This is a genomic window from Rhizobium sp. RU36D, assembly GCF_900176345.1.
In the GTDB taxonomy this organism is placed as follows: domain Bacteria; phylum Pseudomonadota; class Alphaproteobacteria; order Rhizobiales; family Rhizobiaceae; genus Allorhizobium.
Genome location: NZ_FWXU01000021.1, coordinates 24,364 through 44,366, shown reverse-complemented (window position 1 = coordinate 44,366; position 20,003 = coordinate 24,364). Strand labels below are relative to the sequence as shown.

Here is a 20,003-nt window from a genome sequence, read left to right as displayed (position 1 = left end):
CTCGTCTGCACATGGTAGGAAATAGGTAACGGCATGTTTGGCAAACGCGGAAGCGATGGATTTGGCAAGGGCGGGGGTGGCGTCACGACGGCGCCGCCGGCGGCAATGCCGCCGTCCGTCCAGGCTCCGGCCGCCCGCATGGGCGCACCGGTCGAGCCGATGCGCGAGGAGCCCGTCCGCCAGCAGGTGACACCCCCGTCGATGCAGGCGCCGGCGGCCGCCGCACGCAAGCGCCCGCCGCGCACCCAGGATTACTACGACACCAAATCGCAGGTCTTCTCGGCGCTGATCGATACGATCGACCTGTCGCAGCTCGCCAAGCTTGATGGTGAGAGCGCTCGCGAGGAAATCCGCGACATCGTCAACGACATCATCACGATCAAGAATTTCGCGATGTCGATCTCCGAGCAGGAGGAACTGCTCGAGGATATCTGCAACGACGTGCTGGGTTATGGCCCGCTGGAGCCGCTGCTGGCCCGCGACGACATCGCCGACATCATGGTCAACGGCGCCGGCCAGACCTTCATCGAAGTGGGCGGCAAAACCATCGAATCGGAAATCCGGTTCCGCGACAACCAGCAGCTCCTGTCCATCTGCCAGCGCATCGTCAGCCAGGTCGGCCGCCGCGTCGATGAAAGCTCGCCGATCTGCGACGCCCGCCTTCCCGACGGTTCGCGCGTCAACGTCATCGCGCCGCCGCTTGCCATCGACGGTCCGGCGCTCACCATCCGCAAGTTCAAGAAGGACAAGCTGAAGCTCGACCAGCTCGTGCGTTTCGGCGCCATCACACCCGAGGGCGCCGAGGTCCTGCAGATCATCGGCCGCGTTCGCTGCAATGTCGTCATCTCAGGCGGTACCGGCTCCGGCAAGACCACGCTGTTGAACTGCCTCACCGGCTACATCGATGCCGACGAGCGTGTCATCACCTGCGAGGACACCGCCGAACTGCAGCTGCAGCAGCCCCATGTGGTGCGTCTCGAAACCCGTCCGCCGAACATCGAAGGCGAAGGCGAGATCACCATGCGTGACCTCGTCAAGAACTGCCTGCGCATGCGCCCCGAACGCATCATCGTCGGCGAAGTGCGCGGACCGGAGGTCTTCGACCTGTTGCAGGCCATGAACACCGGCCACGACGGCTCCATGGGTACGATCCACGCCAACACCCCGCGCGAATGCCTGTCGCGTATGGAATCGATGATCGCCATGGGCGGCTTCAGCCTGCCGGCCAAGACGGTCCGCGAAATCATCGCCGGTTCCATCGATGTCATCATCCAGGCCGCCCGCCTGCGTGATGGTTCCCGCCGCATCACCCACATCACCGAGGTGATCGGTATGGAAGGCGACGTCATCATCACCCAGGACCTGATGCGCTACGAGATCGATGGCGAGGATGCCAGCGGCCGCATCATCGGCCGGCACATGTCGACCGGCATCGGCAAGCCGCATTTTTGGGACCGGGCGCGCTACTACAATGAGGAACGCCGTCTGGCGGCGGCCCTGGATGCCATGGAACAGAAGGGCGGCGGGGTATAGCGGTCATGTTCGGACTTCCGATCGAGATATTGGGCATCATCGCGCTGGTCGCCGTCGCTGCGGGCGCGGTCGCCTATGGCCTGATGTTCTCGCGCATTGAGGTCGAGAAGAAGACCGCGAACCGCATCAACAGGGTCAAATCGGCCGAAACCGACCATGTGAAGGTCAAGGCCGCCCGCGACCGGGTGCAGGAAGTCTCCAAGCGACGCAAATCCGTGCAGGATTCGCTGAAGGAACTGGAAAGCAAGCAGCAGGAAAAGAGCCGCAAGAATGCGGCAACGACCATGAAGGCCAAGCTCTCCCAGGCCGGCCTGTCACTCTCTCCCGCCAGGTTTTACCTGTTCAGCGCCGTCTTCGGGCTTGTCATGGCGGCCTTTTCCTTCATTTTCGGCCTGCCGCTGGTCGCGGTTGCCGGCATCGGCTTCGTCATGGCCATTGGCCTGCCGCGCTGGTTTGTCGGCTTCCTCATCTCCCGCCGGCAAACGGCCTTCCTGAACGAATTTCCGAATTCACTCGACGTCATGGTGCGCTCCATCAAGTCGGGCCTGCCGCTCAACGACGCCATAAGGCTGATCGCGGCCGATGGCCAGGAGCCGGTCAAGTCCGAGTTCAAGCGCGTGCTCGAGTCCCAGCAGGTGGGCCTCAGCATTCCCGAGGCCTGCCAGCGCATGCTGATCACCATGCCGCTGCCGGAAATCAATTTCTTCTCGATCGTGATTGCGATCCAGAGCCAGGCCGGGGGTAACCTGTCCGAGGCGCTCGGCAATCTCTCGCGCGTGCTGCGCGACCGCAAGAAGATGAAGGCCAAGGTGCAGGCGCTCTCCATGGAGGCCAAGGCGTCGGCCGTCATCATCGGCGCGCTGCCCTTCATCGTTGCGCTGCTCGTGTTCCTCACCTCGCCTGGCTACATCATGGTCCTGTTCACCGACCCGCGCGGCCACCTGATCATGGCCGTATCCGGCGTGTGGATGACCATCGGCATTCTTGTCATGCGCAACATGATCAATTTCGACATCTAGGGAGAAGACGGCATGACCAAGGAACTGGCTGCAATGCTGACCGATCCCGGCATGATCGTGGCGGTTCTCGTCGCGATCGCCGTCTTCGGCACCTTCTATTCCCTGGCGCTGCCCTATCTGGAGCGCGGTGATCTCGACAAGCGCATGAAAGCGGTGTCGACGGAGCGCGAAATGATCCGCGCCCGCGAGCGCGCCCGCATGAATGCCGAGCATAATGCCAACAAGGCCTCGCTCAGGGCCACCAACAACCAGTCGGTCCGGCAGATCGTCGAAAAGTTCAACCTTCGCAAGGCGCTCGTGGATGACGCGACGATCCTGAAGCTGCGTGCCGCGGGCTTTCGCTCGCAAAACGCCCTCAACATGTTCCTGCTGGCCCGGTTCCTCTTGCCTTTCGTGGTCATGGCGCTGACGGCGGTGTGGATCTTCGTGCTCGGCAATCTCGCCGACCGGCCATTCCCGATCCGCATGTTCGTCACCATTCTCGGCGGTTATGTCGGGTTCTACCTGCCGAACATCTATGTCACCAACCGCATGAACAAGCGGCAGCACTCGATCCGCCGCGCCTGGCCTGATGCGCTGGACCTGATGCTGATCTGCGTCGAATCGGGTATTTCGATCGAAGCCGCCATGCGCCGCGTGGCCGAGGAAATCGCCGCCCAGTCGCCGGAACTCGCCGAGGAAATGGTGCTCACGACGGCCGAGCTTTCCTTCCTGCAGGATCGCCGCACCGCCTTCGAAAACCTCGGCATCCGCACCCAGTTGGAAGGGGTGAAAAGCGTCACCCAGGCGCTCATCCAGGCCGAACGCTACGGTACGCCGATTGCGACCGCGCTTCGCGTTCTGGCGCAGGAAGGCCGCGACGAGCGCATGAACGAGGCAGAAAAGAAGGCCGCCGCCCTGCCGCCCAAGCTCACCGTGCCGATGATCCTGTTCTTCCTGCCCGTGCTGATCGCCGTCATCCTCGGCCCCGCCGGCATCCAGGTATCAGACCGGTTCTGAGGCCGTTGTCGCGCAGCGGTGCCCATGCTAGGTTTTGGCCCTGCGTGACTGGCGATAGAGATGGGCCACCATCGGGGAGCGCAGCTTGAAGCGCCGCTCGCCTGGGCATCACCCCTCTTGGAGATGCACCATGTCAGCCTATCTCGCATTTTTGAGCATTATCGGCGCCATATTTCTTGGCGCGATCAGTCCTGGGCCGAGTTTTGCCCTGGTGAGCAGGATATCGATTTCCGGTTCTCGTGCCGAAGGATTGGCGGCAGCGCTCGGCATGGGCTTGGGTGGCGCCGTGCTGGCAGGCCTGGCCCTGGGCGGCCTGACGGCGGTTCTGCAACAGGCCGAATGGATCTTCCGCCTGCTGAAGATCTGCGGGGGGCTCTACCTCGTCTATCTCGCCATCCGGATTGTCCGTGGCGCCACGGCCCCGATCGGCGCGGCCTCGTCTGAACCGTCGGGCATGGGCAGCGTGTTTCGATCCCTGCGCACCGGCGCGCTGGTTCAACTCAGCAATCCCAAGACGATCGTGGTCTATGGCAGCATTTTTGCCGCCCTCCTGCCGCAGGATCCACCGCTCTGGCTGATGGCCGCGCTGCTGCCGGCCATTTTCGCAGTCGAAGCAGGCTGGTATGCGGCCGTTGCGCTGGTCTTTTCGGCTCCCTGGCCCAAGCAGGCCTATCTCAGGGCAAAAGCCTGGATCGACCGTGCTGTCGGCGTCGTGCTGGGCGGACTGGGCTTGCGCCTGGCGCTTGATGGCCTCGGCGTCAGGCTCGGCTGACGCTATCCCTGCTTGCCGTCCTTGCCCTTCAGCTTCTGCCAGGCGTTCTGCTGGGTCATCATGCTGCGCAGATAGGCGACATTGGCGTCGGCCTGTTGCTGGGTGAGCTCGCGCCGGGCGATCTGTTCGGCCTCGGCGAAACGGCCCTGCAGGCCCACGACCAGCGCCAGGTTCTGCCGCACCCGGCTGTCGGCGCCCGGCTGGGCAATGGCTTGCTGAAGATAGGTTTCCGCCATTTTCAGGTCGCCGCTCAGCACATAGGACATGCCGAGGTTGGAAAGCACCGACGGCTCGTTCGGCATGATATCCAGCGCCTGGCGATATTTTGCCCGGGCATCGGCGCTGCGGCCGAGTTGATCGAGCACGGCGCCTTCCGCCGAATAGAGGCGCCAGTCCGGCCGGTCAGGCGTCTGCGCGCGGCTGATGGTGCCGAGCGCCTGTTCGAGCTGGCCTGCGGCGGCTTGCGCCTTGCCATAGGCGGCCAGCACGTCGCGGTCGCGCGGATGGTTGATCGCGACCTGCTGCATCACCGCCAGCGCCTGGGTTTCCCGTCCGGTCATCATCAACACATTGGCATAGGCAAGGCCGGTATCCCGGTTCTTGGGGTTTTTCTCGTAGGCCCGACCGATGGAGTCTGCAGCGCCTGCAAGTTCGGAACCGGTCATCTGGTTCAAGGGCTTGGACATCTTCGGCACGGAGCCGGTCGTCATCCTGTCCTGGCCCGTCGCGCATCCTGACAGGCTCAAGGCGGCCAGCACGAGGCACAGGCTGCCAGCCATCTGGACTTTGCTGAGAAGAGTGGTGTTCTGCTGCCTTGCGGTCATGATGTGGTTCCCGATTGCCCATGTCAGGCCGGTCGCAGGGAGTTCGAAGCGACGGCGCAATCTCCACTCAAGCAATAATCTGTTAACCCTAACGGAATGTTAATTTCAGCTCACATATCGATGTCGGGAGAGAACTGTCATGCCACACTACCAGTATATTGAGAGGCCGAGCCCCTTCGGCACGAAAGGTGGCAAGACACTTCCCGTGTTTGCCGTCACGCCCGCCCATATCGAGACCGGCGCCATCGATCCCCTGGCGCTGGATTGGGCCCGCAAGGCGGGTTTCAAGGCGGAGTCAGGCTCGCTTCTGCTCATCCCCACTGACGATGGCCATCTCGGCGGCGCCCTATTCGGCCTCGGCACCAGCCCTTCCGATACGCCTTTCCTGACGGGCAAGCTCGCCCGCGCCCTTCCGGCCGGTGATTGGCACATCGAAACCGCGCCGCTCACGGCCAATCGCCTGCTCCTGGGCTATGGGCTCGGCAGCTATAGCTACGACCGCTACAAGACCAAGAAGCCGCCGGAACCACGCATGCTGATCCCGCAGGATGCCGACGCAGCGGAGATCCGGCGCCAGCTTGCCGGTGTCTTCCTGGCGCGCGACCTCATCAATACGCCGACGAACGACATGGGTCCGCAGCATCTGGAGCAGGCCTTCCGCGCGCTCGCCGCCCACTACAAGGCCGAAGTCTCTGTCATCACCGGCGACGAATTGTTGGAAAAGAACTTCCCGCTGATCCACACGGTTGGACGCGCCAGCGCCCATGCGCCGCGCCTTCTGGAAATGCGCTGGGGCAAGAAGGGTCATCGCCGCATCACGCTGGTGGGCAAGGGCGTCTGCTTCGATACCGGCGGCCTCGACATCAAGCCATCGGCCTCCATGCTGCTGATGAAGAAGGACATGGGCGGCGCCGCAAACGTGCTGGGCCTCGCGCTCATGATCATGGACGCCAAGCTCAAGGTCGACCTGCGCGTGCTGGTGCCGGCCGTTGAAAATTCCATCGCGGGCAATTCCTTCCGTCCCGGCGATGTCTATCGCAGCCGCAAGGGGCTTTCGGTCCAGATCGACAACACCGACGCGGAAGGACGCCTGATCCTGGCAGACGCGCTGGCGCTGGCCGACGAGGAGCCGCCGGAACTCCTGATCGACATGGCCACCCTGACCGGTGCCGCGCGCGTGGCGCTTGGCCCGGACCTGCCGCCCTTCTTCACCGACGACGAGGCGCTCGCGCATCACCTGTCCGATGCCGCGATCGAGGTTGACGATCCCCTCTGGCGCATGCCCCTCTACAAGGGCTACGAGAAGAACATCACCAGCCAGATCGCCGACCTCACCAACGCCCCCTCGGGCGGCATGGCCGGCGCCATCACCGCGGCCCTGTTCCTCAAGCGCTTCGTCACCAGCACGCCAAGCTGGGTGCATTTCGATATCTTCGGCTGGGCGCCGGTCGACCGGCCGCACTCGCCCATCGGCGGCGAGGCCCAGGGCATCCGCGCCCTCTACCGGCACATCAGGTCGATTGCGGGGTAACCTCAGCGTTGCGCAGGGGACCTCTTGCCAAGAGCCCCCGGCTGCCCGAAAATGGAACGGTATCGTAACGAGGCGCGGGACCGCCATGGGTATCGAGTTGACTGCGTCGCAGGCGCTGGGCCTGTGGCACAAAGTGGCACTGCGCCTGATCCGGGAGGATGGCCGCGATCTGACGCTTCGGCAGATGGCGATCCTCCTGCATATCTATCTCGTGCCGCCGCCGCATACGGTGCGCGGCCTGGCTGCCACGCTTGGCGTCACCAAGCCGGTCATCACCCGCGCGCTGGATACCATGGGCGCCATGGGCCTGGTTGATCGCGTGCGTGATGATATCGACCGCCGCAATGTCATCATCAAGCGCACGGTCGGCGGTGCGCTTTATCTGGAAAAGATCGGCGATCTCATCATCGCCGAGGGCCGCAGCCTGAAACCCTGAGGAAACAGATGACGCTCGATCGCCGCCTTCACGCCTTTCGTCCCGACCTTGCCGATGCCAGCCTGCAGGGCAGGGTGGAGGCCGACCGCTTCGTCACCGGCGAGCCTTCCCGTGTGCGCGTGCCCCTCGTGGCGCTCAGGCCTCGCCCGGATGCCGGCTGCGGCATCGATACGCAATTGCTGCTGGGAGAGGCGGTCACGGTGTTTGATCGCGCCAACGGTTGGGCCTGGGTGCAATCCCAGAGGGATGGCTATGTCGGCTATCTGCCGGATGAAGCCCTCGGCGCGGTGGCGTCGACCCCGACCCACCAAGTGATCGTGCCGCGCACCTTTCTCTATCCCGGACCGGAACTGCGTTTCCCCCATGTCAGCACGCTCTCCATGGGCAGCGCCTTGACCGTGACCGGCGAGGCGGAAACCCGTGGCACCCGCTATTTTCTGTTGGACGATGGCACGGCCGTGGTCGCCGCCCATTGCCTGCCGCTCGGCACCTTCGTCAGCGATGATTATGTCTCCATCGCCGCCCGGTTTCTGGAGACGCCCTATCTCTGGGGCGGTCGTTCCGGCCTCGGCATCGATTGCTCCGGCCTCGTGCAACTCGCCTTGCAGATGACGGGCCATGCGGCGCCGCGCGATTCCGACATGCAGGCATCCGGCCTCGGCGCACCCATTGCTCGCGAAGAGTTGATGCGTGGCGATCTCGTCTTCTGGAAAGGCCATGTTGGCATCATGGAGGACGAAAAGACCCTTCTGCATGCCAATGGCCATACGATGACGGTGGCGCGGGAGGATTTCGAGGCGGCCGTGGCGCGGATCGGCTGGCTCTATGCCATGCCGACGGGATATCGCCGCCCGCTCGGCTGACCTTTCATCCCCGCGTTGAAATGCCTATATTCGGAAGGAGACACGGCATATCGAGATGCCGTCACGAGGACTATGGTCATGACATCAGCAAGGCTCGCCGTCATTTTGCCGCTGGTGCTGGCGGCTATCGGCACGCCCGTGCTGGCAGCCGGCAAGCAGCAGGGCCTTGCGGTCCAACCGCAATATTTCCACGATCTTCCGGGCGTGCAGACAAACCCTGACAACTCCGGCAAGTCCTATGCCTGCGAAACCGTCATCCGTCAGCAGGACCGCATCGGCGATATCGATTTCCTCGGCAGCAGCGGAATGCCGGTCCTGGCCTATCGCTGCGAGCGCGACGGCTATGTCTATGAGGGAACCAGCCCGCCCAACACGGGCGGCTGGTTTCCCGGTATCAACCCGCATCACCTGCCGGATTGAGCCTCACCGCTCGATTGCGAGGTGCCGTCCAAGCAGCGCCTCGTCTTCCAGCAGCGCGGCACTCGGGCCGTAATAGACGGCCGCACCTCGGTCCAGGATCAGTGCCTCGGAGCACAGCGGCAGGATCTTGCGCGCCTTCTGCTCGATGATGATGGCCGACATGCCTTCGCCTTTCACGATTGCCGCCAGCGCCGCCAGCAATTCATCGATGATGATCGGCGCCAAGCCCTCCAGCGGCTCGTCCAGCAGCAAGAGCTTGGGATTGACCATCAGCGCCCGGCCGACCGAGAGCATCTGCTGCTCGCCGCCGGAGAGCTGGTTGCCGAGATTGCCGCGCCGCTCCTTCAGCCGCGGAAACATGCCGTAGACCCGGTCGACCGTCCAGGCGCCGGGCCGGGCTATTGCCGTCAGGTTTTCCTCCACCGTCAGCGAACGGAAGATATTGCGCTCCTGCGGCACCCAGCCGATGCCGGCCGCGGCGCGCCGCTCCGGCCGCATGCGGGTGATGTCGAGCCCATCCAGATGGATTTCGCCGCTGTGATGGGTGGTCAGCCCGGCAAGCGTGTCGACCAGCGTCGTCTTGCCGGTGCCGTTTCGGCCGAGCAGCGCCAGCGTCTCGCCGCGCTTCAGGGTGAAGGTCAGGCCGGCAAGCACGCTGGCTTCGCCATAGCCTGCCACCAGTGATTTGGTGCTGAGCAGGATGTCGCTCATGCGCTCTCTCCCAGATAGACGGCCTTGACGCGCGGATCGCCCGCAATTTCCTGCACGCTGCCTTCGGCGAAGATCGCGCCGGCAACCAGAACCGAGATGTGGTCGGCAAAGGAAAACACCAGGTCCATGTCATGCTCGATCAGCACGACGGTCACATCCGCCGGCAGGGCCGAGACGATCGACAGCACCTCGTGCCGCTCGTCCTCCGGAACACCCGCCGCCGGTTCGTCGAGCAGCAGCACCTTCGGGCCGCTGGCAAAGGCGATGGCGATTTCGAGCAGACGCTGCTTGCCATAGGGCAGGATGGCGGTGCGCTCGCCCATGACGGAGGCAAGGCCGAACCGCTCCAGCAGCGCGGCTGCCTCGTCAATCGCCGGCTTGTAGGACGACAGCGGCCGCCACAGGTTCCCGCCGATCCCGTCCCGCTCGCCGATTGCCAGCGTGATGGATTCGAGCGGTGTGAAATCGTTGAACAGCCGGTTGATCTGGAAGGTGCGTGTCACGCCCTTCTGCACCCGCTGATGCGGCGGCGTCTCGGTGATGTCCTCGCCATTGAGGATGATCCGTCCGGCCGATGGCGCAAGGACGCCCGTCAGCAGGTTGATCAGCGTCGTCTTTCCCGCGCCGTTCGGGCCAATCAGCGCATGCCGGGCACCCTGCTTTACCTGCAGGTTCACGTCGTTGGTGGCGAGGAAGGCGCCGAACTGGCGCTTCAGCCCCTTGGTTTCCAGCGCGTAGCTCACAGCCGCTCTCCTTCCTTGCGTCCTGCCCCGGTCATCTGCCGGAGGCGAGCGGGGATGATGCCCACCCAATCCGCCAGCCGGTCACGACCGACCAGCACCAGCACCACCAGCAGCAGGCCGATCCAGAACATCCAGTATTGCGGCGTGGCAACCGACAGCGCGTCCTTGATCAGGGTGAAGATCACCGCACCGAAAATGCCGCCATAGAGATAGCCGGTCCCACCGATGACGAGCACCAGCAACACGTCGGCAGAGCGGTGGAAGGCCAGCACGTCGGGGGAGACGAAACTGGTCGTCTGCGTCAGCAGCGCGCCCGCCATGCCGGCATAAATGGCCGAGATCGTGTAGACGATGACGATGCGGCGGCGCGAGGGCGTGGCGATCATGTCGGCACGCACCGGATTGCCCTTGATCGCCTTCAGCGACAGGCCAAAGGGCGAAAAGGCCAGCCTGCGGGCGAGCATGGTCAGCACGAACAGCACGATCAGGCAGTAGAGATAGCCCACCTTGCCGAACAGATCGAATTCGAACAGCCCGAGGATCGGTCCGAGCAGGAAGCCCGAGAGCCCGTCGGCACCACCCGTCAGCCAGGCCATCTGGTTGGCCGCCTCGCCCATCATCAGCGCAATGCCGAGTGTCGTCATCAGCCGCGTCAGGTCGGATCCGCGCAGGATGAGAAAGGTGGTCACAAGCCCGAGCAGGCCGGAGACGATACCGGCCGCGATCAGCCCGGTCACCGGCTCGGCCACGTAATGCAGCGCCACCAGACCGGCCACATAGGCGCCGACGCCGAAGAAGACGGCATGACCCAGGGAGACGATGCCGGCGAAACCGAGAATGAGGTCCAGCGACAGCGCGAACAGGCCGAGAATGGCGATCTCGGTCAGGATCAGCATCTTGGTTGGCAGCACGAAATAAGCGGCAAGCGCCGCGCCCCAGAGGATCAGCTCGTAGATGCGCACGCGGCTGCGCCGCCGCATCATCGCGGATGCGGCATCCAGCACCGGCGCGCTCGCGGTCTTGCTGTCAGGCTTGGGCGTGGGGATTGTGGCGGTTGCGGTGTCGGTGAGGCTCATCGGCCGCCCTCCCTCGAAAACAGGCCATGGGGCCGGAAAAACAGCATGATGATCATCAGCGCATAGATCACGAAGGCGCCGATCTCAGGCACGTAATATTTGCCTGCGACATCGGCGATGCCGAGCAGCAGGGCTGCAATAAACGGGCCGGTCACGGTGGACGTGCCGCCGACGGAGACGACGATCAGGAAGTAGATCATGAATTTCAGCGGGAAGTTCGGATCAAGCCCCAGCAGTTCCGCGCCCATGGCGCCGCCAAGCCCGGCAAGTCCGGAGCCGAAGGCGAAGGTCAGCGCGAAGACCAGCGACACGTTGATCCCAAGGCCCAGCGCCGTGCGGCGATCGTCGACGGCAGCGCGCAGCCGGCTGCCGAAGCGGGTCTTGGAGAGAATGAGCTGCAAGCCGATGGCGAGAAGCGCGCAGACAACGATGATGAACAGGCGGTAGCGACCGACGCCCACGCCAAACACATCCATCCGGCCGGATAGTTCCGGCGGCAGCTGGATCAGCTGCTGTTGACCGCCCATGAAATAGTCGACGCCCGCGACCGACATGAACACCAGGCCGATGGAAAACAGCACCTGGTCCAGATGGTCGGCGCCATAGAGGCGGCGATAGAGCGTCCGCTCCAGCACCGCGCCGATCAGCGCCGTGACGATGAAGGCGGCCGGCAGGCACCAATAGAAGGAAATGCCGTAACGGTTCATCATCGTGACCGTCAGATAGCCGCCAGCCATGGCAAAGGCGCCATGGGCCAGGTTGATGAAGTTCATCAGGCCCAGCGTCACGGACAGGCCGCAGGCCAGGATGAAAAGCAGCATGCCATAGGCGACGCCGTCGAAAAGGATTGTCAGCATTGTTCCTCACCGGATCCCACCGCGCGGTCCCTCGCGGACGTCTGTTCGTCCGCAATTGCGTGCAGCAAGTTTGTCATGACAGGCGTCTTCCGCTTCAAAAGACGAAAGACGCGACCGGGCGGCGCGGGTCTCACCCCCGTCGCCCGGTCCGTTCGGCTTACTTGGCAGGCGTGTTGGGGTCGCGCACCTTCGGGAAGGTGGCGAATTCGACGTTGTACAGCTCGCCATCCACTTCCTTGACTTCGCGCATGTAGATGTCCTGCACGATGTCGCGGGTTTCCGGGTCGATGGTGATCGGGCCGCGCGGCGACATGAAGCTCATGCCCTTCATGGCGTCCACCAGCTTGGTGCCGTCGGTATCGCCATTGGTCTTCTTCAGCGCCTCATAGGCCACATGCATGGCGTCGTAACCGCCGACCGACATGAAGTTCGGGCGCATGTTGTCGTTCGACTTGCGGATCTCGGCGACATAGGCCTTGTTTTCGGGGCTGTCATGCAGGGCCGAGTAGAAATGGCCGGTGATCACGCCCTTGGCCGCCGGTCCGATGGCGTTCAACAGGTCGTCATCGGTCACGTCGCCGGTGGCGATCAGCTTGATGCCGGCATCCGCCAGGCCGCGATCGACGAACTGCTTCATGAACAGCGAGCCGACGCCCGAGGGAACGAAGACGAACACGGCATCCGGCTTGGCGTCACGAACGCGCTGCAGGAAGGGTGCGAAGTCGGGGTTCTGCAGCGGCACGCGAACGGCTTCGACGATCTCGCCGCCATCCTTCTTGTACTGGTCGGTGAAGCCCTTCTCGATGTCGATGCCCGGACCGTAATCGGTCACCAGGGTGACGACCCGCTTCAGGCCGTTCTGCGCCGCCCAGGTGGCGACCGGCACGGCCGACTGCGGTCCGCCCATCGAGACGCGGACGAAATATTCCGACTGCTTCATGATGGCCGAGGTGGTGGCCGAGGTGATGATCGCCGGGATCTTGGCCTGGTTCAGCACCGGAGCCACGGACATGGCGAGCGGGGTCAGGCCAAAGCCGGCCAGCATCTTCACGCCGTCGTTGACCACCAGTTCCTGGGCGATGCGGCGGGTCTGGTCGGCCGTGCCGGCATCGTCACGCAGCACCAGTTCGATCTTCTTGCCGGCAACGGTGTCACCGTTCAGGGCCATGTAGGCCTTGGCACCGGCCAGAACCTGGCGACCGGTCGAGGCAAAGGGGCCGGTCATCGGCAGGATCAGGCCCACCTTCACGGTTTCCTGCGCATAGGCCGGGATCGCGGACAATGCAGCCAGCATGGCGCTGCCTGCGAGCAGAAGTCTCCTGTTGATCATGCTATTTCCTCCGTTTTTGAAGTCGTTTCTCGACTGCCATTGGGGTCTGCGCCGCAGGTTTGATACCGCCCTGGCGCATCTCCCGTTTCCTCCCGGCCATCGGGCTCCTCATGCGGAACCCTTGTCGATGGCCACCTTAACCCCTCCCGGGGCATTCACCGTGTCCTCAGTCTGCCACCAGCACCAGGCCCGGCACCTTGGGGATGAGGCTGCGATCCTGCCGCATCACGAATTCCAGGTTGCGACGTGCCAGCCGCGCATGCTCCCGCCCCAGTGCCTCCGCCCGGCTGCCCTCGCGCATTTCAAGCGCATTCAGCATATCCTTGTGCTGCAACTGCGCCGTCACCAGCGACCGGCGAAAGGCCGGCACGTCCTCCTGTTTTTCCAGGAAGGCGCTGGGAGAGGCAAAGGGCAACTGCGTCACCCGCTCGATCTCGCGCCGCATCGTCTCCGAGCCGGGCAGCAGGGTCAACAGCGTATGGAATTCGCCGTTCAGCTCCACATAGCGGTCGAAATCCATATCCTGCGAGCGCGGCGCAAAGGTCTTGTCGATCTCCTCGATCAAAAGCCTGAGCTGGTTCAGCCGCACCGGGGTCACGCCTCGCTCGGCCGCCATGCGCAGCGCCGTGCCCTCCATCACCCCGCGCAATTCGATCGAATCGAACACATCGGCCGTGGTGAAGCTGCGCACGGCATAGCCGCCTGACGGAATGGGCTCCAGCAGCCCCTCCTGCTCCAGCCGGGACAATGCGGCGCGCAAGGGTGTCCGCGAGACGCCGAGCGTCTGGGACAGGCCGACCTCCGAGAGCCGTTCGCCCGGCGCCATCACGCCGCCCAGCACCAACTCGCGCACCCCGAGCAGGGCCTTCAAAGTCTGGGAATCCCGCTTGTGCTCCATCGCCATCGTCGTCACCGACAGTCCGCAGCACGGGCACCTATCCCGGTAGCCGCAACCCCGTGCAGGCAGGCGAGCGGTGAAGAAATGTATACACGTCTTGCTGTCGGCACGATCTGGCCAATCACCCCGGTGGATCCGCCGTAATGCCGTTCCAGAGCCTGCGTGTTCGCCCGTGCCTTCACGGTCAAAGACGTTGAAAGACGCTGGAATGTATCGCTTGTTTCGGCAGTGGGGAAAGCGTGTGCGCCATGCCAGTCCGCTAACACTGCGCGGCCATCACAGACGGCGCGCATGTCCTGCCTTGCAGATGGGTGCCTCCTCAAGCGCATCGTTTCTCCTCCAGAAACTCTGGGGTCAACGTACATTCTGTATACATGCGATGTCAACGCCTTTGCGCTTTGATAGCTTATGGCGGGTCTGGAGAACGCGGATCGGCTCGTCTCAGGGCCTGTAGCAGAGCACCCTATGCGACCGAAGGTAACACGGAGATCCCCCGCCTTGACCCTGCCAGCGGCAGGCGTATAGTGGCGGCATATTTAGAACTGTTCTAAAATTGAGGTTGTCGATGCTTGGCCGATATCTTTCACCCGCGCGGCGTCCCTTCCGCAGTCTCAGCGAGCAGGAAATCCTGGCGCTGGCGATCTCCTCGGAAGAGGATGATGCGCGCATCTACCTGGCCTATGCCGACCAGCTGCGACAGCAATATCCGGCCTCCGCCAAGATCTTCGAGGACATGGCGGAGGTCGAACACACCCATCGCAACATGCTGATCGAGCTTCATCGTGCGCGGTTTGGTGAACGCATTCCGCTGATCCGCCGCGAGCATGTCAGCGGCTTCTATGCGCGCAAGCCGGATTGGCTACGGACCAACCAGTCGCTGGACCAGATCCGCGCCGAAGCCGAGACGATGGAGCAGGGCGCCTATCATTTTTATACCGAAGCCGTGAAGCTCACGACCGATGCGGCGACGCGCAAGCTCCTGGGGGATCTGGCCCTTGCCGAACAGGGCCATGAGGATATCGCCCGCATGCTGGGTGACCGTCATGCGCCGGAAGACGTGCGTGTCGAGGAAGAGGCGACGGAGCGACGGCAGTTTGTCCTTACCTATGTGCAGCCGGGATTGGCCGGGCTGATGGATGGCTCGGTCTCCACGCTGGCGCCCATCTTCGCCGCGGCCTTCGCGACCGGGGATACCTGGCAGACCTTTCTCGTCGGCTTGTCGGCCTCCGTCGGTGCCGGCATTTCCATGGGCTTCACCGAGGCGGCCCATGACGACGGCAAGCTTTCGGGACGCGGATCACCGCTCAAGCGCGGTCTGGCATCGGGCATCATGACCGCGATCGGCGGTCTCGGTCACGCGCTGCCCTATCTCATTCCGCATTTCTGGACCGCCACCGCCACTGCAGCCGTCGTGGTCTTCGTGGAATTGTGGGCGATCGCCTATATCCAGAACCGCTATATGGAAACGCCGTTCCTGCGGGCCGCCTTCCAGGTCGTACTCGGAGGCTCGCTGGTGCTGGCCGCCGGCATCCTGATCGGCAACGGATAAATAATTAAAAAAGGCGCGGAACCTTTTGCTGTTAACTATGTTTATTGAACGGCGCCGACCAGGACATCACGTCCGTCCTCAATCGTTACCCAACGGCCGGCGTCAAAACTCGCCTGGCGCTTGAGAAAAGTGTAGGGCGTCTCGAACCATGGCTTAACCTCGTCAAAGAGATTGTCGAGGATGTAGTCCCCTTGCGTCGAACGCAGGGTCAGGATGGCGTGTCCCTCGCCGTCGGGCTTGCGCACGACCGTAATCAGCAGGTTGGCTTCGGTGAAGCCGGCCTCGATCAGCTTGCGCCGCTTTAAAAGCACGAAGTCTTCGCAGTCTCCGGCGTCAACCGGATAGGCCCAGTTTTCCTCGCGGCCAAAAATTTCCTGATCGGTCGCCGGAGAGATGGCTGCGTTCACCGACGCGTTGATTTCACGCACGATTTCCCATCCGCGCTCGGTAACCCGGGGCGGCGCGACATCGCGCGATCGGACATTGCATTCGTCTCTGTAGAGGCGGCAGAATTCGTAGTGTCCGATGGGCTGCGACGTCACCGAGCCGGTGATCATGGCACCCTGGATCTTCGGCGCCGTAAAAGCAGTGTTGAAGGGCAACAAGGTACCCATGGCCGTCAGCATAGCGACAACGGCCCGCGCAGCGATCGTCATAAACCCGTCCTCTTAATAGTTAACAAAGAGTTAAAGTTCAAAGACGAGCCAAGTCAATCAGCGGGGCCTCCGCTGCTATCGGGAATTTATAAGTATGGTTAAAATGCAACGCTAATATAAGCTTGGCACAAGCTTCGCCTCGATTGCCGAGACCATTTTGGCCAGATCCTCGGGCCGCGAAAGCCGGTGATCGCCATCGCGAATGAGTGTCAGCACGACATCATCGGCCGGTAGATGCTCCATCAGACGAAGCGCGTGGGCATAGGGCACGTCGGGGTCCTTCATTCCCTGCAGGATATGAACCGGGCAGCCCGTCTCAATAATGCCGGTAAGCACGCGGTTGGATTTGCCGTCCTCGATCAAGGCTCGCGTGAAGATATTGGGATCGCTGCTATATTCCGAATGCTCCTCGAAATAGCCCCGCTCTTCCAGGGATTGCCGCTCGGCCTCGCTCAGCTTGGGTTCGATCAGTTCGGACGTAAAGTCCGGTGCCGGCGCGATCAGCACCAGGCCGGCCGGTGCCATGCCTTTCTCCCGCATACGCTGCGTCAGCCTCAGCGCAATCCAGCCGCCCATGGAGGACCCGACAAGCACCACTTTTCCCGGTTTGTGATGGTCGAGAACGGCCTCTGCCTCTTCCAGCCAGCGGCTGATCGTTCCCTCGCGGAATTCGCCTCGGGATTGACCATGGCCGGAATAGTCGAAACGAATCGCCTGGCAGCCACGGCGTGCGGCCAGCGCTTCCATCTCCAGGGCCTTGGTGCCCGTCATGTCGGAACGATAGCCGCCAAGCCACATCAGCGCCGGCAGGTCGCTACCCTCGGCGGCCGGCAGCGTCAGCATCGCAATATCCCGGCTGGCAGGCCCTTCGCCAACCGTCAGAAACTCTGGGCTTTCGCTGAATTGCGTGCTATTCATAACTCGCTCCGGACATTGCGGTCTTTTCAAGGTCGAGCCCTTAAAACAGATTCGCGATGTGACCGACAGCAGGTGATTTTCCCGTGAGGGCATGCTATTGACATAATCGCTGCAATCGCCAGATAGCGGGAGACTATGTTGGCCGGCGCCTTTGGCCCGTGCAGCCATGTTAACGTTCAAGGAGAACACGACCATTCGCAGACCTTTCAAAGCCGATGCCCCAGTCAAGGACGGGCCGCGCTCCAATAGGGAAATCAGGGTTCCCAAAGTCCAGCTCATTTTGGATGACGGCCAGAATGCCGGTATCGTGGCGACCGATCAGGCGCTCAAGATGGCCGAAGAGGCGGGCCTCGATCTCGTCGAGATTTCGCCCAATGCCGAGCCGCCGGTGTGCAAGATCCTCGATCTGGGCAAGCTGAAATACGCCAACCAGAAAAAGGCCGCCGAGGCGCGCAAGAAGCAGAAGATCGTCGAAGTCAAAGAAATCAAGATGCGCCCCAACATCGACACGCATGATTATGACGTGAAGATGAAGGCCATGAACCGGTTCTTCGAAGAAGGCGACAAGGTGAAGGTGACGCTCAAGTTCCGTGGCCGTGAAATGGCCCACCAGGAGCTGGGCATGAAGCTGCTCATGCAGGTCAAGGAAGACACCGTCGAAGTTGCCAAGGTGGAAGCCGAGCCGAAGCTCGAAGGCCGCCAGATGATGATGGTTCTGGCGCCGAAGTGATCGGCGCCTCTCGGGTGGCTTGATGGGTCCGGTGCTGATGCGTCGGCCTTTGGTGCCCGCCTGAAGGCCTGCGGTTTCCGCCGCAAAAATTGTCCATCCATCCCCCGTTGCGCTTTTGACCCACTGCGGTTATAAGCGCCCGTCCGAACGGTCCGGCAGGGCATGCCGAGGCCGTTTTTGAATAGCTTGAAGTCCGGCTTTCGTCGGCCGGGTCTTCACAAGAAAAATGGAGTAGCAAAATGCCCAAGATGAAGACGAAATCGGCCGCCAAGAAGCGGTTCAAGATCACGGCAACCGGCAAGGTTCTCGCAGCCGCCGCCGGCAAGCGCCATGGCATGATCAAGCGGTCCAACAAGTTCATTCGTGACGCTCGCGGCACGATGGTTCTCGCCGAACCAGATGGCAAGAAGGTCATCAAGAACTACCTGCCCAACGGTCTCTGAGACCAGGCATTTTTGGACCCAGTTAAGGAGATCATGACATGACACGCGTAAAACGTGGCGTAACGTCCCGCGCCAAGCACAACAAGGTATTCAAGCAGGCCAAGGGTTTCTACGGCCGCCGCAAGAACACGATCCGCGCCGCCAAGGCTGCCGTTGATCGTTCCAAGCAGTTCGCTTACCGCGACCGCAAGGTCAACAAGCGCAACTTCCGCGCGCTCTGGATCCAGCGCATCAACGCTGCCGTCCGCGAGCACGGCCTGACCTATGGCCGCTTCATCGACGGCCTGAACAAGGCTGGCATCGAAGTCGACCGCAAGGTTCTCTCCGACATGGCCATCCATGAGACGGAAGCTTTCGGCGCGCTCGTCGCTGCCGCGAAGAAGGCGCTTGCCTACCTCAAGGACGCAGGCACCACCAACGAGTTTGAAAGCGCGGTCAAGTAAACCAGCGCTTCCCAAATTTGTGCAAATATGATTGGGAAACCCGCGCTGGCAGGGCTAGCGCGGGTTTTTCTTTTGGCCGTCATGCCGCCACGGTAAGAGCGGTGGACTTCAAGGGCAGGAAAACGGAAAATGTCCGATCTCGACAGTTTGAAAACGGCGCTTCTTGCTGATGTTGCCGCAGCCGGGGACGAAGCCGCCATTGAGGCCGTGCGCGTCGCAGCCCTCGGCAAGAAGGGCTCGGTGTCAGAGCTTCTGAAGACGCTTGGCACCATGACGCCGGAAGAGCGCCAGACCAGGGGTGCTGCGATCAACGCCTTGAAGAACGAGGTCACCGAAAAGATCGCCGCCCGCAAGTCCGAGCTCAAGGACGCGGCCATCAATGCCCGCCTCAAGGCCGAGACGGTCGACGTTTCCCTGCCGGTCCGGTCGTCGCCGGCCGAGCGTGGCCGCATCCATCCGATCAGCCAGATCGTCGATGAGATCACCGCAATCTTCGCCGACATGGGCTTCTCGATCGCCGAAGGTCCCGATATCGAGACGGATTACTACAACTTCACGGCGCTGAACTTCCCTGAGGGCCATCCGGCCCGCGAGATGCACGACACCTTCTTCCTGGCGCCGGATGAAAACGGCGAGCGCAAGGTTTTGCGCACGCATACCTCGCCGGTGCAGGTGCGCACCATGGAAGCGCAAAAGCCGCCGATCCGTATCGTCATCCCCGGCAAGACCTATCGCCAGGATTCCGACGCCACCCATTCGCCGATGTTCCACCAGGTCGAAGGCCTGGTCGTCGACAAGACGGCGAATGTCGGCCATCTCCGCTGGATTCTCGAGGAGTTCTGCAAGAGCTTCTTCGAGGTGGACAATGTCGTGATGCGCTTCCGCCCGTCCTTCTTCCCCTTCACCGAGCCGAGCTTCGAGGTGGATATCCAGTGTGACCGCTCCTCGGGTCCGATCGTCAAGTTCGGCGAAGGCACCGACTGGATGGAAATCCTCGGCTGCGGCATGGTGCATCCCAACGTACTGCGCGCCGGCGGCCTCGATCCGGATGAATACCAGGGCTTTGCCTGGGGCATGGGGCTGGACCGCATCGCCATGCTGAAATACGGCATGCCCGACCTGCGCGACTTCTTCAACGCGGATGTCAGGTGGATGAGCCACTACGGCTTCCGCCCGCTCGACGTGCCGACGCTGTTTGGTGGTTTGAGCAACTGATGATTTGTTTGTGGCCACAAATAAATAGATGTGGTAC

At 62.7% G+C, this 20,003-nt stretch carries 22 protein-coding genes and 1 riboswitch; of the genes, 13 read left to right on the top strand and 9 right to left on the bottom strand.

Going from position 1 to position 20,003, the window contains the following annotated elements:
- Positions 1-33: 33 nt before the first annotated feature.
- The 4 genes from B9A97_RS21575 to B9A97_RS21560 all read left to right on the top strand — a co-directional run bounded on the left by B9A97_RS21575 (position 34) and on the right by B9A97_RS21560 (position 4,323).
- Positions 34-1,533 carry a CpaF family protein gene (locus B9A97_RS21575; RefSeq protein ID WP_084367885.1) on the top strand — a complete coding sequence of 500 codons (1,500 nt, stop codon included), beginning with the start codon at positions 34-36 and terminating at the stop codon, positions 1,531-1,533.
- Between the two features lie 5 nt (positions 1,534-1,538).
- On the top strand, positions 1,539-2,552 hold the full coding sequence (locus B9A97_RS21570; protein WP_084367884.1) for a type II secretion system F family protein: 1,014 nt from the start codon (positions 1,539-1,541) through the stop codon (positions 2,550-2,552).
- Between the two features lie 12 nt (positions 2,553-2,564).
- Positions 2,565-3,551, top strand: a complete 987-nt coding sequence (locus tag B9A97_RS21565) for a type II secretion system F family protein (RefSeq protein ID WP_084367883.1) — start codon at positions 2,565-2,567, stop codon at positions 3,549-3,551.
- Positions 3,552-3,585: 34 nt separating this feature from the next.
- Positions 3,586-3,665, top strand: a riboswitch (ZMP/ZTP riboswitch).
- Positions 3,666-3,681: 16 nt separating this feature from the next.
- Positions 3,682-4,323, top strand: a complete 642-nt coding sequence (locus tag B9A97_RS21560) for a LysE family translocator (protein ID WP_084367882.1) — start codon at positions 3,682-3,684, stop codon at positions 4,321-4,323.
- Positions 4,324-4,325: 2 nt separating this feature from the next.
- Here the strand turns inward: B9A97_RS21560 and B9A97_RS21555 are convergent, their stop codons facing one another.
- Complete coding sequence (locus B9A97_RS21555) at positions 4,326-5,102, bottom strand: tetratricopeptide repeat protein (protein WP_244564311.1); 777 nt, start codon at positions 5,100-5,102, stop codon at positions 4,326-4,328.
- A 184-nt stretch (positions 5,103-5,286) separates the two neighbouring features.
- On the opposite strand from B9A97_RS21555, the gene B9A97_RS21550 reads away from it, so the two are divergent.
- The 4 genes from B9A97_RS21550 to B9A97_RS21535 all read left to right on the top strand — a co-directional run bounded on the left by B9A97_RS21550 (position 5,287) and on the right by B9A97_RS21535 (position 8,397).
- Positions 5,287-6,678: a leucyl aminopeptidase family protein gene (locus tag B9A97_RS21550; protein WP_084367881.1), complete on the top strand. Its 1,392-nt coding sequence runs from the start codon at positions 5,287-5,289 to the stop codon at positions 6,676-6,678.
- Between the two features lie 85 nt (positions 6,679-6,763).
- Positions 6,764-7,114, top strand: coding sequence for a MarR family transcriptional regulator (locus tag B9A97_RS21545; RefSeq protein ID WP_084367880.1), 351 nt, complete (start codon positions 6,764-6,766; stop codon positions 7,112-7,114).
- 8 nt (positions 7,115-7,122) lie between these two features.
- Positions 7,123-7,977, top strand: coding sequence for a C40 family peptidase (locus B9A97_RS21540; protein WP_084367879.1), 855 nt, complete (start codon positions 7,123-7,125; stop codon positions 7,975-7,977).
- A gap of 78 nt (positions 7,978-8,055) precedes the next feature.
- Positions 8,056-8,397, top strand: a complete 342-nt coding sequence (locus B9A97_RS21535; protein WP_143530644.1) for a hypothetical protein — start codon at positions 8,056-8,058, stop codon at positions 8,395-8,397.
- Between the two features lie 3 nt (positions 8,398-8,400).
- Here the strand turns inward: B9A97_RS21535 and B9A97_RS21530 are convergent, their stop codons facing one another.
- From B9A97_RS21530 to B9A97_RS21505, 6 genes are all read right to left on the bottom strand, one after another.
- The gene (locus B9A97_RS21530; RefSeq protein WP_084367877.1) at positions 8,401-9,108 is read right to left on the bottom strand and encodes an ABC transporter ATP-binding protein; all 708 of its coding nucleotides are present in this window, start codon (positions 9,106-9,108) and stop codon (positions 8,401-8,403) included.
- Positions 9,105-9,851 (bottom strand): ABC transporter ATP-binding protein, encoded by a 747-nt coding sequence (locus tag B9A97_RS21525; protein WP_084367876.1) that lies wholly within the window; start codon positions 9,849-9,851, stop codon positions 9,105-9,107. Before B9A97_RS21525 ends, B9A97_RS21530 begins: the two co-directional genes overlap by 4 nt.
- Complete coding sequence (locus tag B9A97_RS21520; RefSeq protein WP_084367957.1) at positions 9,848-10,834, bottom strand: branched-chain amino acid ABC transporter permease; 987 nt, start codon at positions 10,832-10,834, stop codon at positions 9,848-9,850. Before B9A97_RS21520 ends, B9A97_RS21525 begins: the two co-directional genes overlap by 4 nt.
- Before the next feature lie 89 nt (positions 10,835-10,923).
- Positions 10,924-11,784 carry a branched-chain amino acid ABC transporter permease gene (locus tag B9A97_RS21515; protein ID WP_084367875.1) on the bottom strand — a complete coding sequence of 287 codons (861 nt, stop codon included), beginning with the start codon at positions 11,782-11,784 and terminating at the stop codon, positions 10,924-10,926.
- 157 nt (positions 11,785-11,941) lie between these two features.
- Complete coding sequence (locus B9A97_RS21510; protein WP_084367874.1) at positions 11,942-13,114, bottom strand: ABC transporter substrate-binding protein; 1,173 nt, start codon at positions 13,112-13,114, stop codon at positions 11,942-11,944.
- Positions 13,115-13,280: 166 nt separating this feature from the next.
- Positions 13,281-14,018 (bottom strand): GntR family transcriptional regulator, encoded by a 738-nt coding sequence (locus B9A97_RS21505; RefSeq protein WP_084367873.1) that lies wholly within the window; start codon positions 14,016-14,018, stop codon positions 13,281-13,283.
- Positions 14,019-14,577: 559 nt separating this feature from the next.
- Between B9A97_RS21505 and mbfA the strand changes: the two genes are divergently transcribed.
- Complete coding sequence (gene mbfA / locus B9A97_RS21500) at positions 14,578-15,561, top strand: iron exporter MbfA (protein WP_084367872.1); 984 nt, start codon at positions 14,578-14,580, stop codon at positions 15,559-15,561.
- 41 nt (positions 15,562-15,602) lie between these two features.
- On the opposite strand, the gene B9A97_RS21495 is transcribed toward mbfA, so the two are convergent.
- Entirely contained in the window at positions 15,603-16,175 is a 573-nt protein-coding gene (locus B9A97_RS21495; protein WP_244564310.1) for a transglutaminase-like cysteine peptidase, read from the bottom strand.
- Between the two features lie 153 nt (positions 16,176-16,328).
- Positions 16,329-17,135, bottom strand: a complete 807-nt coding sequence (locus B9A97_RS21490; protein WP_084367871.1) for an alpha/beta hydrolase — start codon at positions 17,133-17,135, stop codon at positions 16,329-16,331.
- A 193-nt stretch (positions 17,136-17,328) separates the two neighbouring features.
- Between B9A97_RS21490 and infC the strand changes: the two genes are divergently transcribed.
- The 4 genes from infC (at position 17,329) to pheS (ending at position 19,966) form a co-directional block, all read left to right on the top strand.
- Positions 17,329-17,865: a translation initiation factor IF-3 gene (gene infC, locus B9A97_RS21485; RefSeq protein ID WP_244564309.1), complete on the top strand. Its 537-nt coding sequence runs from the start codon at positions 17,329-17,331 to the stop codon at positions 17,863-17,865.
- Positions 17,866-18,104: 239 nt separating this feature from the next.
- Positions 18,105-18,308, top strand: coding sequence for a 50S ribosomal protein L35 (gene rpmI / locus B9A97_RS21480; RefSeq protein WP_054151415.1), 204 nt, complete (start codon positions 18,105-18,107; stop codon positions 18,306-18,308).
- Positions 18,309-18,346: 38 nt separating this feature from the next.
- Entirely contained in the window at positions 18,347-18,751 is a 405-nt protein-coding gene (rplT, locus tag B9A97_RS21475; RefSeq protein WP_084367869.1) for a 50S ribosomal protein L20, read from the top strand.
- 129 nt (positions 18,752-18,880) lie between these two features.
- Positions 18,881-19,966, top strand: a complete 1,086-nt coding sequence (gene pheS / locus B9A97_RS21470; RefSeq protein ID WP_084367868.1) for a phenylalanine--tRNA ligase subunit alpha — start codon at positions 18,881-18,883, stop codon at positions 19,964-19,966.
- Positions 19,967-20,003 lie beyond the last annotated feature (37 nt).

Excerpts from the sequence above, each read along its gene's own strand:
- pheS (WP_084367868.1), top strand. The coding sequence starts at position 18,881 with ATGTCCGATCTCGACAGTTTGAAAACGGCGCTTCTTGCTGATGTTGCC.
- B9A97_RS21505 (WP_084367873.1), bottom strand. The coding sequence starts at position 14,018 with ATGGCGATGGAGCACAAGCGGGATTCCCAGACTTTGAAGGCCCTGCTC.
- B9A97_RS21515 (WP_084367875.1), bottom strand. The coding sequence starts at position 11,784 with ATGCTGACAATCCTTTTCGACGGCGTCGCCTATGGCATGCTGCTTTTC.
- rplT (WP_084367869.1), top strand. The coding sequence starts at position 18,347 with ATGACACGCGTAAAACGTGGCGTAACGTCCCGCGCCAAGCACAACAAG.
- B9A97_RS21540 (WP_084367879.1), top strand. The coding sequence starts at position 7,123 with ATGACGCTCGATCGCCGCCTTCACGCCTTTCGTCCCGACCTTGCCGAT.
- B9A97_RS21565 (WP_084367883.1), top strand. The coding sequence starts at position 2,565 with ATGACCAAGGAACTGGCTGCAATGCTGACCGATCCCGGCATGATCGTG.
- B9A97_RS21520 (WP_084367957.1), bottom strand. The coding sequence starts at position 10,834 with ATGATGCGGCGGCGCAGCCGCGTGCGCATCTACGAGCTGATCCTCTGG.
- B9A97_RS21510 (WP_084367874.1), bottom strand. The coding sequence starts at position 13,114 with ATGATCAACAGGAGACTTCTGCTCGCAGGCAGCGCCATGCTGGCTGCA.
- B9A97_RS21530 (WP_084367877.1), bottom strand. The coding sequence starts at position 9,108 with ATGAGCGACATCCTGCTCAGCACCAAATCACTGGTGGCAGGCTATGGC.
- B9A97_RS21550 (WP_084367881.1), top strand. The coding sequence starts at position 5,287 with ATGCCACACTACCAGTATATTGAGAGGCCGAGCCCCTTCGGCACGAAA.
- B9A97_RS21575 (WP_084367885.1), top strand. The coding sequence starts at position 34 with ATGTTTGGCAAACGCGGAAGCGATGGATTTGGCAAGGGCGGGGGTGGC.
- B9A97_RS21570 (WP_084367884.1), top strand. The coding sequence starts at position 1,539 with ATGTTCGGACTTCCGATCGAGATATTGGGCATCATCGCGCTGGTCGCC.
- rpmI (WP_054151415.1), top strand. The coding sequence starts at position 18,105 with ATGCCCAAGATGAAGACGAAATCGGCCGCCAAGAAGCGGTTCAAGATC.
- B9A97_RS21560 (WP_084367882.1), top strand. The coding sequence starts at position 3,682 with ATGTCAGCCTATCTCGCATTTTTGAGCATTATCGGCGCCATATTTCTT.
- B9A97_RS21545 (WP_084367880.1), top strand. The coding sequence starts at position 6,764 with ATGGGTATCGAGTTGACTGCGTCGCAGGCGCTGGGCCTGTGGCACAAA.
- B9A97_RS21555 (WP_244564311.1), bottom strand. The coding sequence starts at position 5,102 with ATGGCTGGCAGCCTGTGCCTCGTGCTGGCCGCCTTGAGCCTGTCAGGA.
- B9A97_RS21495 (WP_244564310.1), bottom strand. The coding sequence starts at position 16,175 with ATGGGTACCTTGTTGCCCTTCAACACTGCTTTTACGGCGCCGAAGATC.
- B9A97_RS21535 (WP_143530644.1), top strand. The coding sequence starts at position 8,056 with ATGACATCAGCAAGGCTCGCCGTCATTTTGCCGCTGGTGCTGGCGGCT.
- B9A97_RS21490 (WP_084367871.1), bottom strand. The coding sequence starts at position 17,135 with ATGAATAGCACGCAATTCAGCGAAAGCCCAGAGTTTCTGACGGTTGGC.
- mbfA (WP_084367872.1), top strand. The coding sequence starts at position 14,578 with ATGCTTGGCCGATATCTTTCACCCGCGCGGCGTCCCTTCCGCAGTCTC.